Annotated in this window: 15 protein-coding genes; 7 read left to right on the forward strand and 8 right to left on the reverse strand. The window is 61.9% G+C overall.

Annotated elements, in window-relative coordinates:
* Window positions 1-358 precede the first annotated feature (358 nt).
* The gene (locus AB7245_RS23035) at window positions 359-1,102 is read left to right on the forward strand and encodes a C13 family peptidase (protein WP_354133841.1); all 744 of its coding nucleotides are present in this window, start codon (window positions 359-361) and stop codon (window positions 1,100-1,102) included.
* A 149-nt stretch (window positions 1,103-1,251) separates the two neighbouring features.
* Here AB7245_RS23035 and AB7245_RS23040 read toward each other — a convergent pair whose 3' ends face one another.
* From AB7245_RS23040 to AB7245_RS23060, 5 genes are all read right to left on the reverse strand, one after another.
* Window positions 1,252-1,581, reverse strand: coding sequence for a hypothetical protein (locus AB7245_RS23040; protein WP_439035017.1), 330 nt, complete (start codon window positions 1,579-1,581; stop codon window positions 1,252-1,254).
* Between the two features lie 332 nt (window positions 1,582-1,913).
* Window positions 1,914-5,063 (reverse strand): efflux RND transporter permease subunit, encoded by a 3,150-nt coding sequence (locus AB7245_RS23045; RefSeq protein WP_354133843.1) that lies wholly within the window; start codon window positions 5,061-5,063, stop codon window positions 1,914-1,916.
* On the reverse strand, window positions 5,060-6,136 hold the full coding sequence (locus tag AB7245_RS23050; protein ID WP_354133844.1) for an efflux RND transporter periplasmic adaptor subunit: 1,077 nt from the start codon (window positions 6,134-6,136) through the stop codon (window positions 5,060-5,062). Before AB7245_RS23050 ends, AB7245_RS23045 begins: the two co-directional genes overlap by 4 nt.
* Entirely contained in the window at window positions 6,133-7,260 is a 1,128-nt protein-coding gene (locus AB7245_RS23055) for an efflux RND transporter periplasmic adaptor subunit (protein WP_439035018.1), read from the reverse strand. The genes AB7245_RS23050 and AB7245_RS23055 overlap by 4 nt, the downstream gene beginning before the upstream one ends.
* Window positions 7,257-8,117 (reverse strand): sensor histidine kinase, encoded by an 861-nt coding sequence (locus AB7245_RS23060; protein ID WP_354133871.1) that lies wholly within the window; start codon window positions 8,115-8,117, stop codon window positions 7,257-7,259. Before AB7245_RS23060 ends, AB7245_RS23055 begins: the two co-directional genes overlap by 4 nt.
* 212 nt (window positions 8,118-8,329) lie before the next feature.
* Between AB7245_RS23060 and AB7245_RS23065 the strand changes: the two genes are divergently transcribed.
* On the forward strand, window positions 8,330-8,992 hold the full coding sequence (locus tag AB7245_RS23065; RefSeq protein WP_354133846.1) for a TetR/AcrR family transcriptional regulator: 663 nt from the start codon (window positions 8,330-8,332) through the stop codon (window positions 8,990-8,992).
* Window positions 8,993-9,010: 18 nt separating this feature from the next.
* On the opposite strand, the gene AB7245_RS23070 is transcribed toward AB7245_RS23065, so the two are convergent.
* From AB7245_RS23070 to AB7245_RS23080, 3 genes are read right to left on the reverse strand one after another with little or no spacing between them, the layout of a single operon-like run.
* The gene (locus tag AB7245_RS23070) at window positions 9,011-9,685 is read right to left on the reverse strand and encodes a TetR/AcrR family transcriptional regulator (RefSeq protein WP_439035019.1); all 675 of its coding nucleotides are present in this window, start codon (window positions 9,683-9,685) and stop codon (window positions 9,011-9,013) included.
* An 8-nt stretch (window positions 9,686-9,693) separates the two neighbouring features.
* Entirely contained in the window at window positions 9,694-10,131 is a 438-nt protein-coding gene (locus tag AB7245_RS23075; RefSeq protein ID WP_354133848.1) for a hypothetical protein, read from the reverse strand.
* 4 nt (window positions 10,132-10,135) lie between these two features.
* Window positions 10,136-10,429 (reverse strand): hypothetical protein, encoded by a 294-nt coding sequence (locus AB7245_RS23080; protein WP_354133849.1) that lies wholly within the window; start codon window positions 10,427-10,429, stop codon window positions 10,136-10,138.
* Window positions 10,430-10,606: 177 nt separating this feature from the next.
* Here AB7245_RS23080 and AB7245_RS23085 point away from each other — a divergent pair, with 177 nt between their 5' ends.
* From AB7245_RS23085 to AB7245_RS23105, 5 genes are all read left to right on the forward strand, one after another.
* Window positions 10,607-10,813, forward strand: coding sequence for a hypothetical protein (locus tag AB7245_RS23085; RefSeq protein WP_354133850.1), 207 nt, complete (start codon window positions 10,607-10,609; stop codon window positions 10,811-10,813).
* The gene (locus AB7245_RS23090) at window positions 10,810-10,968 is read left to right on the forward strand and encodes a hypothetical protein (RefSeq protein WP_354133851.1); all 159 of its coding nucleotides are present in this window, start codon (window positions 10,810-10,812) and stop codon (window positions 10,966-10,968) included. The genes AB7245_RS23085 and AB7245_RS23090 overlap by 4 nt, the downstream gene beginning before the upstream one ends.
* A gap of 18 nt (window positions 10,969-10,986) precedes the next feature.
* Complete coding sequence (locus AB7245_RS23095) at window positions 10,987-11,250, forward strand: hypothetical protein (RefSeq protein ID WP_354133852.1); 264 nt, start codon at window positions 10,987-10,989, stop codon at window positions 11,248-11,250.
* 626 nt (window positions 11,251-11,876) lie between these two features.
* Window positions 11,877-12,476 carry a PepSY domain-containing protein gene (locus tag AB7245_RS23100; RefSeq protein ID WP_354133853.1) on the forward strand — a complete coding sequence of 200 codons (600 nt, stop codon included), beginning with the start codon at window positions 11,877-11,879 and terminating at the stop codon, window positions 12,474-12,476.
* Between the two features lie 159 nt (window positions 12,477-12,635).
* Window positions 12,636-13,805, forward strand: a complete 1,170-nt coding sequence (locus AB7245_RS23105) for a DUF3734 domain-containing protein (RefSeq protein ID WP_439035020.1) — start codon at window positions 12,636-12,638, stop codon at window positions 13,803-13,805.
* The last annotated feature ends 25 nt before the right edge of the window (window positions 13,806-13,830 follow it).

Below are 13,830 nucleotides of genomic sequence, written 5' to 3' on the forward strand. Positions count from 1 at the left end.
TCAAAAAACAGCGCAAATAACTAAATAGACCCACCGATAGAGTTGCGCGCACAACTTTCTTGTGTAGTTGCTGCGCGCGGCGATAACGTCCTTGTGTCCCGCGCAGCACGCAAAGATTCCGCGGCTATCATTGCCGCAAGATCTCCGGGGTAATGTCCGCGTTGGGTCAAAATGCGAAGAACCTAGCGTTAGCAAACCTGGTCCGCTCCGACCCACTAAGCGGACCTCAATCGGAGGTGCCGCTACTTCGCATTTCCGGGCTCATGCGTGTCCGTTCCGAAGAATGGAACTACACTGGGTTTTCACTATTTGTGTTGAGCGGTAGTTCTCTCGCGGCGATCTCGAAACGAGGTTCGCTATGACCTCCAGGTCCTCGATCAGGCTCGGTGCGCCGCTCGTCGCTTTTTTTCTGACCATCTGGCCGTTAGTTTCGTCGGTACATGCTGTTGAGGACGCTGGAAAGGTTGGCGTGGTGTCCTTTGGCCTGTTCGGGGATCAAGGCGTGTTTAGATCCGAGGCGACCGGTGCAGCTCAGGTCGTAGCTGGCCGTTTTCGGACTGGATCGATCAATGTGGAGTACAATTCCAAGAAGGGCGGAAATGCAACGATCGAAGCGCTGACCAGGTCGTTGCAGGCGGCAGCCAACCGCCTGGATGCTGAGAAAGACGTTCTCTTTTTGATTCTCACCTCGCATGGCTCTCCAGACGGCCTCGCAATCAAGGCGGGGCGGCACACAGAGACGCTCACGCCATCTCGTCTCAGCAACATGCTCGCGAAGACAGGTGTGCGACACAAGGTGGTTGTCATCTCGGCTTGTTATTCCGGGGTCTTTATCCCGCGCCTGGCGAATCCCGATGTGCTGGTCATCACCGCGGCCGATGCCAACCATCCGTCGTTCGGCTGTCAGGACAAGGCCAAGTGGACCTATTTCGGCGACGCATTTTTCAACATCGCGCTCCGGAAAGCCGTTAATCTGAAGGATGCGTTTCTGGATGCGCGCTCACTCGTCCGGAAGCGAGAATTGCGGGAACATTTCGAGCCGTCGAATCCCCTCATGGCAGGCGGCGCAGACGTCCTGCCGTTGCTCGTCGGACGCCCTTGAACAACCGGCCGCGAAGCCCTGAGGCGATTCCTTGCAGGCGTGCACCCGCAATGCACATCCCATCACGGTTTCGTGGAACAAGTCGCTTTATCACATTCGCGAGTGCGCCGGGCAAATGAACTCCCCGCCGCACCCGCGTGCCGCCGATCTTAAAGTGTTACCTTCTGTCGGCGGTTGCGCACGTTTGGGCCAATTGTTTGTAGCTTGTCACCGTAGCTACTCGCGCATGCTTCATAAGGATCGACTAAAATCGCTGGGGTTTCAGCGCCTTGGTTGCTCCAGTTTGGAGGAGCGGTGATCCGTGGATTGCAGCCGCTGTCGGAGTTATAGCGGTCGCGCGAACGGCCATAGACGTAGCCGGCAGTGGCTGCGGCAGCATAGGCACCTGTGGCATAGGCGGCGCCATGGCCGTATCGGTATCCGCCGTAGCGGCCGTCGTCCCCAAAGCGGTTGTAAGTAACCGATGTGCCGCGAACCACACTCGCCACCGCTGGGCCTCTGCGACCAGCGGAGCCGGGACGCCTAGCCGCGGCGAGAGCACCGCGCGGCGCAGGTCTCTCACCTAGAAGAGATGCCGGGCCGCTAAGGCCAACACGGGTTGCACCGCCAGGGCCTATTGGAGGACGCTCCGCGAAAGCCGCAGGACCTCCGGTTGCCAGCGGAGTCAGCCCGCCGGCCGCAATCGGCGAGCGCCCGGCCATGGGGGACGGCGGAGGAAACGGCGCGAACGCTACAGTGGGAGACAACGGTTGCGAGCGTCACGGGGATCGACAGCATCATCAGTATCTTGCGGGACATGGTCTTGCTCTTGCTAAAACTGAGTTACGAGGACGGGCACCGGCTTGGATACGGAGATCGCCTCCGTGGCTGGCGAGTCGTGCGCAGGCACGGCGGGCTCATGCGTGGATGAGTTCTCGTTGTGATCAGGGTGAATCCGGAACCAAGCCACATACAGCGCGGGCAGGAACAGCAGCGTCAGCAATGTGCCGACGATGATGCCGCCCATCATAGCGTAGGCCATCGGCCCCCAGAAGATCTCGCGCGCGATTGGAATCAGCGCGAGACTTGCGGCGGCCGCCGTCAAAAGGATCGGCCGCATGCGATGCTCGGTCGCCTCTACGACGGCCTCCCACGCCGGACGCCCCTCCTTCTGGAGATCCTCGATCTGGACGATGAGGATCACGGAGTTTCGAATTAGGATGCCGATCAGGGCGAGCACCCCGAGGATGGCGACGAAGCCAAGCGCGGCACCGCTCGGCAGCAGGGCCATGACGACGCCGATCACGGCGAGCGGCGCGACCGCGAACACCAGAAACAAGCGATGGAAGCTCTGCAACTGGATCATCAGCACCGTGGCCATGACGAACAGCATGAGCGGAACGACAGCCACGATCGGCGCCTGGCTCTTGGCGCTCTCCTCGACGGAGCCGCCGAGCTTCACCGAATAGCCGGCTGGCAGCTCCTTGGTGAACTTTGCGACTTTTGGAGCGAGCTGATCCACGATCGTCTTGGGCTGCGCGTTGCCAACGATGCCGGCCTTCAACGTGATGGTGGGGATCCGCGCGCGTCGCCAGATCGTCGGCTGCTCGAGCTCGTAACGCAAATTGGCCACGGCACCGAGCGGCACGGATTGACCGCCGAGCCCGGTCAATTGCAGATCGCGCAGGGTGTCGATGGAAGCCCGCTCCGGCGCGGTCGCACGTCCCGTGATATTGACGAGATAGATGCTGTCGCGCACCTGGGTGATCGGCGTGCCCTCGAGCACGGAGTTCAAGGTCGTGGCGATGTCTTCCGATGTGACGCCAAGCTGGCGCACCTTGTCTTGGAGAACGTCGACCTTGACGACGCGGGCCGGCTCCATCCAGTCGAACACGACATTGCCGAGATCGGGGTTGGTCCGCACGATGCCGGCGAGCTTCTGCGACAGATCTCGCACCTTCGCGGTATCAGGCCCACTCAATCGGTACTGCACAGGGCGCCCCACCGGGGGGCCGACCTCGAGCAGCTTGACGTAGGTGTCGGTCCCGGGGAACGTCTTCTTCAGGTAGTCCTCGAACTGTGCCTTGACCTGATCGCGCGCCTTGATGCCGCCCTTGGTCACGATCACCTGCTGACCGAACCAGGTGTTGGCGGTTTGCACGTCGAAGGAAAGGACGAAGCGCGGCGAGCCGGTGCCGACATAGGTCGACCAGTGATCGACCGAATCATTGCCCAGAAGCTGTTCTCGCTCGAACCGCGCCATCTGCGCATTGGTATCGGCAATGGAAGCGTTCTGCGGCAAATTCCAGTCGATCACGAGCTCAGCACGATCCGAGGACGGAAAGAACTGCTGCTGCACGAACTGCATGCCGAACAAGGCGAGCAGGAAGGCCGCAACCGTCACCGATATGGTCATCCAGCGGTGATGCATGCAGAACAGAAGCAGACGCGCAAACAGCTGCGCCACGCGGCCTTTCTCCCCATGATTGCCCTTCATCTTGGCGGGCAGGATGGTGACGCCGAGCAACGGCGTGAACAGCACCGCGACGATCCAGGAGACGATCAGCGAGACGGCGATGACAACGAACAGCGTGAAGGTAAATTCGCCCGCACTGCTGCTATTGAGCCCGATGGGAATAAAGCCAGCGACGGTTACCAGCGTGCCCGTCAGCATGGGAAAGGCGGTCGAGGTATAGACGTGGGTTGCCGCCCTTTCCACGGGATCGCCGACCTCGAGCCGCGCCACCATCATTTCAACGGCGATCATTGCGTCATCGACCAGGAGCCCCAACGCGATGATCAGGGCGCCAAGCGAAATTCGCTGAAGCGAAATGCCTGCATATGCCATCACGACAAACGTGATGGCGAGAACCAGCGGAATCGCGATTGCGACGACAAGTCCGGCGCGCATGCCCAGGCTGAGAAAGCTGATGCCGAGAACTATGATCACGGCCTCAAAGAGCGCCTCGGTGAAGCCAGACACAGCGTGCTCAACAACGATGGGCTGATCGGCGACGAGGTGAACGCCAACGCCGACCGGCAAGTCGGCAATAATTCTCGACATCTCCGCCTTCAGCGCCTCGCCGAAGTGCAGCAGATTTGCGCCGGACTTCATGCCAATGGCAAGCGCAATCGCCGGCTCCCCGTTGTACCTGAACAAGGTCTTGGCCGGATCAGCATAACCGCGCGTGATGGTTGCGACGTCGGTCAGAGGAAAAAAGCGATCGTTGATGCGCAGATTAACTGCTTTCAGGCTTGCTTCGGACGTGAACTGTCCGTTCACCCGAACGCTGATCCGCTCGGGCCCCTCCTGAAATACGCCCGATGGGGCGACTGCATTCTGCCCCTGCAAGGAATTCATGATGGAGTGGACGTCAAGACCAAGGGCCGCGATCTTGCGGGTGGAGAATTCGAGATAAATGACCTCGTCCTGCGCGCCCAGGATGTCGACCTTGCCAATATCGGGCACGGTCAGGACTTTGGCACGGATGTCCTCCACTTGGTCGCGCAACTGACGTTGGCTCAAGCCGTCGCTGGTGAACGCATAGATGTTGCCGAACACGTCGCCGAAGCGGTCGTTGAAGCCCGGCCCAATCACCCCTTGCGGGAAGTCGCCCTTGATATCCGCGATCATGTTGCGGACTCGGATCCAGGTCGGCTTGACGTCGGCAGCCTTGGTGCTGTCGCGCAAATACACGAAAACTGTGGTCTGGCCCGCAACCGTCACGCTCTTGGTGTAGTCGAGCGATTCCAGCTCCTCGAGCTTCTTCTCGATCCGGTCTGTGACCTGGCGCGTCATCTCTTCAGGCGAGGCACCCGGCCACTGCGCCTGGATCACCATGGTCTTGATGGTGAAGTCGGGGTCTTCCTGCCGCCCAAGCTGGAGATAGGCGAAAAGGCCCGCCGCCATGAAGGCGATCATAAAATACCAGACGAGCGAGCGATGGCCGAGCGCCCAATTGGAGAGGTTGAACGACTTCATGGCTTCTCATCCTGTTCAATGCGGACTCGCTGTCCTTGCTTAAGGCTGTGGATTCCGGCTGTGACGACACGTGTGCCGAGAGTGAGGCCGCCGGTCACGCGCGCGCCCACCTGGTCAGCGATCACATCGATTTTTTGCAATGAAGCCGTGCTGTCGTGCTGATCGACCGTCCAGACGAAATTCGCGCCGTCTTTGACGAGCACCGCCGAGGCGGGCAGCCGCAATATCCGGGCTTGGCCCTTGTCAAGTTTCGCGGTGACGGTCGCGCCGAGGCGGAAGCCTTCAAGCGGGTTGCTGAGCGCAATGCGGACCCGCCGCAAGCGCGTTACCGGATCGGCTTGTGGCGCGATCTCGCGAATGCTGCCTTGCACCTGAACGGCGGGCGCGATCTGTAGGCTGACCGTGAACGGCAGGCCGACCTCCAGCGGAACCGGAAAGTCCTGTCCGATATCGACGACGGCTTCGCGCACATCCGGTCTTGCGATCGTCACGACGCTCTGGCCCGGGGACGCCACCTGTCCGATTTCCGCGCCGACTGCGGTGACCACACCGGCGAAATCGGCCTTGATCTGCGAATAACCGAGCTGCTCGATCGCCTTGGTCAGGTTTGCCTGTGCATGCGCCACCGTTGCTTCGGCGCCGGCCCGCGCCTGCTCGGCGTTGTCCAGCGTCTGCTTTGTGGTCGCGTCGGTGGTGATGAGCGTTCGCTGCCGCTCCTCCGTCGCTCTGACGGTCGCGAACTGCGCCTCTGCTTTGGCAAGCTCCCCTTTGGCCGAGCGAACGGCGAGCTCCAGGGCCGTCTGGTCAATGATGCCGACCGTCTGTCCTTCATTCACGAGATCGCCGACATAGACCGGGCGCGCGGTCAGACGTCCCAGCACCCGGAAACCAATATTGGTTTTGTAGCGCGGCTCGACAACGCCCACCGCAACCGCATCGTCGGCGTGGTCCGCTTCGAGAAGCACCGATTGGACGGGCCGCACGGGCTCCGGCGCCATTGTCTCCTGCTGACATCCGGCAAGTGCGAGCGCGCATGCAAGCGGGGCCGCCACAATCATTGCGCGGTTGGTCATGAGAGATCTCCTTCATAAGTCACGGGCTGACCCACGCTCAAAAGCTTGCCGCCATCGACGATGACGCGCTCGCCCGGCTCGAGACCTGCCTTGATCAATACTTCTCCGGCCTCGTAGCCACCGACTGTTACCGGCTTCAGCGAAGCTGTCCGCGTAGCCGGGTCGACGGTCCAGACCGCTGGCCTGGTGCCCGCGGCCATCAATGCACGCCACGGCAATGCGATTTGCCGCTGAGCCTTTACTTTCACGGACCCTGCGATGGGGCTTCCAAGCGTCATTGCGGCAGGCGGGTCCTCGATCGCTACTTTGACCCGAATGGTTGAACTCTTGGCGTCGACCGCCGGCGAGACCTCCCGAACGTGGCCGCTTGCGGTCACGCCCGCATCGGAGACCAGCGCCAACGAAACGCTGCGGTCGTCGGCATTGCCGAGGAAAATGGACTCATAGACGTCAAAGACGGCGTCCCGCTCCCCATCCTGCGCCAGCGAAAATACGGGTTGCGCAGCCTGTACGACTTGACCGGTTTCCAGACTGCGTGCGGTGACGACGCCGTCCGCTTCCGCTCGCAGCGCCGTATAGCCAAGAACGTCCTTTGCCGTTCCGAGCAGTGCTCCTGAGGCTTCGAGCGCGCCTTCCGCGGTCCGCAATCCTTCCTGCGCCTGGTCGTAGGCCGTGCGCGTGGTGAAGCCGCTCGCGATCAACGCCTTCTGCCGCTCGAAAGTCGCTTTCGCCACACGCAGCTGGGATTCCGCGGCGAGGACAGCAGCGGTCGCAGCATCGACATCTGCCTCCTGCTCGGCGGGATCGAGAAGGGCCAGCACTTCGCCGGCCTTGACGTGGGTCCCGACATCGACATAGCGCGCGATCACACGTCCGCTGACACGGAACGACAGATCGGCGCGGAAGCGGGGCTGCACCTCGCCAGTCAGGGTGATCGAAGCCTGCCGGTCCTTCGGCTGGACGACCTCCGTGCGCACGAACGCGGCGCGCGCGGATGGAGCACCTGTGTGATCGTTGCAGCCGCTGAGCGCGGCTGCGACAAGGGCGAGCGCCAAGCCGGCGAGAGGCCTCAACATCCGCTCGGTTCGATCGATCTTGGTGCGGTTCGAATAGCGCGGTTTCATAGCGCGTCCATGCGGTGAGAGGGTGACAGCAGCTCGCCAAGGATGTCCGAGCCCTTGCAAAGCGGGGCCGGTTCGTTCGGACGTGCTCGCAACAAGTTTGGATCCGCTTCGATTGCGGCCTGGCGTCCGACCTGATCCGAGAGGCCGGAGCTCGAGCCGGGTGTCACGGACGACCTGGCTCTCAGCGGGCGCGGCGACCTGATGCGGCGCGTCGCCATCGACCAGCTCGCCCGTTGCTCCCGCTCGCTCAAGTGAAACGAGAGAACGACAGATGTGAACTCGGCGGCGAAGCCATGCTCGATCCGTCCCCCGAGCCCCTTGGCAAGGTCACTGCTGATCTGGAGCTCCCGGCCCGGGGCCGCCCGCGCGGACCGCGAGCCGTTATCCAGCACGACGCAGTTCGCCACCGCGCCGATGCGCGCCAGCTTGACTTTGATTTCGCCGGGGCGCGCGTCGAAACACCCATGCCTCGCTGCGTTTACGATGAGGTCATGGACGATCAGGCCAAGCCGCCAGCACCGCTCCGATTGAAGCGGGAGAGATTCAGTGGTCAATGCCAGCCGGATCCCCATTCGATCCAACAGCGACTCGCGCAGGGCGCAGCCCAGTCTGCGAATGTAAGTCGCGGCGTCATTGAGGGCTTCGCCCCGGGGCATTGCGAGCGCACGATGCAGCTCGGCGTGTCCGTGCAGCAGCTCGACGACATCGCTCAAGGCGGCCTTGGCTTCCGCCCCATCGGCCCGCACGACCGCGGCCGAGACCAGATCGATCGCCGAGGCGATCCCTTTATCGACCCTGTGATGCAGTTCACGCAGCAGGACGCCGTCTTGTGGGCGGTGCGGGTCCGGGCTCAACATCGTCACTGTGATCTCCTGAGGTGGTCTTGATGATCGGGGCCAACGCGCACTTTTGCGGGCCCCGACCATCCGGAAGGCCGTCGCCGGTCCTACGAGGTCCAGGCAACGGACAAATGAAACTATACCGTATATTTTCTTTTTATTGCCTTTTCCCACCGGGCATGTCAAGTGCGATCTGCGCGCCCACAGGCTCGTGATTGGGAGACCGACGCATGACGAAGAAAAACACCCCGAAACGGGGCAGACCGCCCAAGGATCTCGCCGGTGACGTTCAGGTCCGGATCCTTGATGCAGCCCAGCAGCTTTTTCTCGAGAAGGGCTACCGTAGTGCCAGTATCGATGACATCGCCGAGCTGGCGCCGGCGAGCAAGCCAACCATCTATGCGCATTTTCCCGGGAAGGAGGCACTGTTCGCAGCGGTCGTGGCCCGCACCATCAGCGGCCTGACGGACTTCGATGGCTTCGAGCCCGAGGGCCGCACCCTTCAGGACAAGCTCTCGAGCCTCGGCACCGCCGTCGTCGAGAAGGTCATCGAAGAATCGATGGGCATGGTCCGCGCCACGATCGCCGAAGCGCAGCGTTTCCCCGAGTTGAGCCGCAACGTCCACGATGCCGCGCGCGATCGCTCCGTCAACGCCGTTTCCCAACTCTTGAATGAAGCCACGCAGAAGCTGGCGCGCGCACCAAAAGGCCCTTTCACTGGAAAGCGAAGCCTTGCCACCGCTCAGATCTTCCTGGATCTGATCCTGCTGCCGATGCTATTTCGCTCGTTGGTGGGAGAGACACCAAAGGAGCTGAGACGGGAGCTGCCCTCTTTCGTGCGCGAACGGGTCGGCTTTTTCCTTGCGGCCTGCGAGGCAGACTGGACGCCGTGAGCCGGCGATCGCCGCGCGTCAGGTTCGACAGACGGACTTGTAACGCAAATCGGCCCCGATGCTGGTCACTTGAAACGACGCCGCGTTAACAGACGCTGCGTTGCCAAGCGCCCCCGCGCAAAAACTCATCATCTCGTTGAAGCCCGGCCGAACAGCGGTCGTCTTGATGCGGGACGGATTGAGGTATGCATCCATCGCGACGAGCAGGCAGCAGGCCAGCGCCATCGGGCTCCCGGCTCGAAATTCGCCACCGGCCTGCCCGGCCGCGATGACCGACTGCACGACACCGCGAAGCCGATCCGCATGGGACAGGCTGGCCGGCCAGTCTGCTTGTCCTGCGGCGACCACCAGTTCGTGCAATCGGACATGGTTTGCCAGCCTATCTTCATGGATCCGGGAGATCGCCCTAAAGACCGCATTCAGCCGCTCCAGGCCCGAGCGCTCGCCTCGCGCTGCGCTTGCAGCCGCCGCCGACACCCCCTCGAGCAGCTCGGTCACGACGGCCTCTTCGAGCGCTCGGCGGGAGGGATAAAACCGATAGAGATTTGCAGGCGACATTGATGCGTCGCGAGCGACGTCGGCAACCGTGGTCTTCCGGTACCCGATCTCGCGGTACAAGCGGATTGCAGCCTGCACAATTCGTCCACGAGTGCACGACGATCCACCCCGACGGGGAGTCAGTGCCTTTAGCATATTCGGCCTCAACGCGAGTGAATCGTGTGCATTTCACGCCGGCAGGCTTCGCCGAATTCACGCAACGGGTCCATCTCTTCCAAGAAGCCCGGCAGGTCGACGAACGACGTGTTCGGCGAAAGGTAGGTTTCGATGATCAGTCGGCCTGCCCGCTCCGCGGCGTGGACCACCTCATCGTCGGACAGAATCCGCATTCGCCCGACAAGCGCATACAAGTTCACCAGCGCCGGGATCTCGGATTTGTCGCTGGTCAGCGCGTCCGCGTAAAGCCGGGACGCCTCCTCGATGAAGCATCGGTACAGCTTTTCACGCTTCGAGACCGTGTGGGCATGATGGCGCTCACGGACCCTGCGACGACGGGTCACCCATCCCGTCACGATTGTGGAAATGGCTCCGAAGGCCGAGCCCCCGAACGCAGCGAAAGCGGGAGCATAGATCGTGTTCATGCGGTCATTCCCCATCTTTTGCGCCGCGATAGCGAAGCGATCCGATGGTTCTCACCGAAGCCGCGGCCGCGGAGTTCTCGAAGACGGCTCTGCAAGCATCGCGCAGGTCCGACTTTCTTTGCCTGAGACAGGCTTCCACATTGGTGGGGTCAGGGATGTAGCCGGCGCACAGACGAAATGCATCAGGCGCGCATGCCGCCCTCTGCTCTGCTGTGCCGCGGTTCTCCTGTGCGAAGGCAACCCCGCCACCGAACGAAACGAACACCAAGACTGCAAGCATTAGCCGGTTCTTGAACATAACGAATCCTTTCTGAAGTTGAAGCCATCTGCTTACGAAAGGGAGTTCCTGGCCTCATTCCGAAGTCCCCGTCGTCCGATCAGTACGAATACGCGCTCGTGAGTCTCTGCTCTTGACAGGCTTCGTGAACCACGCTGTATATGAAATATACGGTGTAGTTTATTTCGGAGATCGAAGATGTCAACCCTGTTCGTGGCGCTCGCGCGGGAAAATCCCTGGCCCGGTATTGCGGTCGCGTCGCTGAATCTGATCGTGGCCGTGTCGCTCGTGGGCGTAAGCCTGCTGCTGGGTGTCACGATTTCGGTGCTCGCCTGGGCGCACGCGCTCGCCGATCGCGAGCTGGCGCCGATGCGGCATGCCACCAACCGACGGGGCTTCGCATGACCCCGGCACTGCTGCTCGCTCGCGATTTCATCATCTATTGGGTCAACGTCTGGCTCGCGCCGGTCGAATGCATGTTCGACATGATCGAATCCGAACTCGTCCGCAGAGGCGTCGCGTTTGAAGGGGTCGAGCCCCCTTCCCGGCCCGCGGCCTGAGACTCCTGGAATTACGACATGCTCAACTTCATCGAAGTGTTCGACATCATGCACGTGGAGCCGGCCACCGGCGCTTCAGTGTGGACCGGACTCACGGGCACGCGAACGGCCCTCGAGCGCGACGGGCACCTGATCAACCCAAAGGCGATGGCCTATTGCCCGGCCGACTGGATCGACGAGCGCGGCTATCTCGATGCCGAGCTCGGCGCGCCGGCATCCCCGCCCCTGGGGCATCTGACGGTGAGACGAAATCAGTCCATGTCCAGGAGCCGGCTGCCGTGAGCAGGAACTCTGTGCTGTCGAGACACGCGAACAGTCTTGTCGAACCCGAGCTTCCGTTGCGGGCCTATTTTCTGTCGGTTGGAGGAGCGCTGCTCCTGCTGCTTCTGGCCGCCGATTGGGGGCTGCCCGCACCATTGCCGAGCCGGCTCACGGACTCGCATTCCGCGCTGCCGCCGATCCGCATCCACACAGAGCTGAAAGGACCGGAAGCGGTCATCATCGACACCAGCGGGTTCGGACTGCTCCCGATGCCCCCTGAACACGATATCGCTGTGGCTCCATCGCAGCTGCTGGAGCCTGAGGTCGCCAACGCCGCTATGGGTGTCGGTGACAGTAGCCAAGCGCCAACGACTGATCTGCGCCTTCGCGAAAGCCTGGCGAGGTTGCAGTCCCCCGTTCACGTTCAAGCAAGCGGAGCCACAAGGCCACGCGACGTTGCGGCACGACAGCGCAAGCTCGCGCAGGCACCGCCCCGAAGGCTGCGGCGATCCGCTCAGCATCCGAGCTTCGATACCAGCTTCGGCGGCTGCATACCATTTAGCCGCTAGCGCTGTCCTTACCCGGGCGCTCCCGTTCCCAACTAGGTCACTGCTCATGTTTTGGATGAAAACCACAGGATTGACGCGATGTCCAAGAAGCACTTGCTTGCCCTGATCGTTTGTTCCGCCGCCCTCGCTGGCACGGGAGCTACGGCCGATGTCACGCAGGCCCCGGCCGATGCTGACCAGCAAAGCGCGGCCGCGCAGGGCAATGCCGACGAAGCAGCTATTCGCCGCGTGCTCGAACAATTCAGCACCACGAAGGTACCACTCGGCCATGCAATGGCAATTGCGGAGCGCCTGCATGACGGCTCGAGGACTGCGGACATCAGCTTCGAGACATCTGACCAGCCGGTCTATCGCGTCCGTACGGTCAAGAATGAGCGAGTCTTCGAGAATGTCATAGACGCGAACACCGGAAGGGTATCGCAAGCGGAAATCGCTTCATCGCTCAAGGAGCTTGATCGAGCTGATCTCGCCAACATCATCGCCCTGAAGTGGATCAAGCAGGAACTGTCGGAAGCGGTCCAGGTCGCTGAGAAAGCCGCGGCGGGAAACGCGCTTGCCGGTGGACTGGTGAAGCAGGATGGCAAAATCAACTTCGTGGTCGTCGTCGCCAGCGGCGACCGCCTAAAGGAAGTGACGCTCGAGCCGCCCAAGGTCGGACAGCGGTCAACTCAGCACTAGGCGCGGACGTGCCGTTCCGCCGCTGAAGCACGATCTCGTGAGTTGCTTGATCGTCGCGCGATATTTAAACTATACTGTGTAGTTTGTTATTAGAGCGTCCTCCACTCTTTCGCACAACGTTAGCTTCGATCATCACACACCAGAGAGACACGCCAAGTCATGAACTTCCAGCCCCGACTACACCTGCCGACCACCCAACGGCGGATACCATTCGATTGCATCGCCCTGCTCTTGCAAGGCGGCGGCGCTCTGGGGGCCTACCAAGCGGGCGTCTACGAAGCCTTGGCCGAAGCCGGCATCCATCCGGATTGGGTCGCCGGCATTTCGATCGGCGCGATCAATGCGGCGATTATCGCCGGCAACCCGCTCGAGTCCCGTGTTGACCGGCTCCGCGATTTCTGGACGCAAGTGACTTCAACTGCGCCCTGGGATTGGTCCGGAAATCCACTTCTCGATAGGCGTAGCGACAATGCGCGCAATGTCCTCAATCAGATGAGCGCGGGCCTTGCCGCGACATGCGGCGCAAACGGATTTTTCTCCGCGCGCCCCCTTCCGCCCTGGTTGCACGCGGGTGGAACGACCGAGGCGACCAGCTTCTACGACACCAGCGGGTTGAAGAGCACTCTGGAGCGCCTGATCGACTTCGACCGCCTCAACGGGGGAATCACGCGCTTCAGTGCGGGCGCGGTCAATGTAAGAACGGGGAATTTCGTCTATTTCGACAATAGCACCCATACCATCGGACCGGAGCACATCATGGCGAGCGGCGCGCTGCCGCCTGGCTTTCCCGCGGTGGAGATCGAGGGCGAGCACTACTGGGACGGCGGCCTGGTGTCCAATACGCCGCTGCAATGGGTGATCGACTGGGGTGCGCCCCAGGACATGCTGGCGTTTCAGGTCGACCTCTGGAGCGCGAAAGGTCAGCTTCCAAGCAACATGGCCGAGGTCGTCACACGTCAGAAGGAGGTTCAATATTCGAGCCGCACGCGCGCAAGCACCGACCAATTCAAGAGGGTACAGCGCCTCCGCCGTGCGCTCGCCGACCTGCTGGGACGGCTGCCGAAAGACCTACAGGGCCATGAGGACGTGAAGCTCCTCAGCACGGCGGTTTCCCACAACGTCTACAACATCGTTCACCTGATCTATCGAGCGCGGAACCACGAAGGCCACTCCAAGGACTACGAATTCTCTCGGCTTTCGATGCAGGACCATTGGCGCGCCGGTTATCACGATGCGCTGCGCACGCTACGCCATCCCGAGGTACTCACCCGCCCTGCTAGTGCGGATGGCGTCTTCACATTCGACCTCGATAACGACGGTCGCGAATAGGCAGGCCGGCCATGCCGGCCGCAAG

It is taken from the genome of Bradyrhizobium sp. 604_D8_N2_3, from assembly GCF_051810765.1.
Lineage (GTDB): Bacteria > Pseudomonadota > Alphaproteobacteria > Rhizobiales > Xanthobacteraceae > Bradyrhizobium > Bradyrhizobium barranii.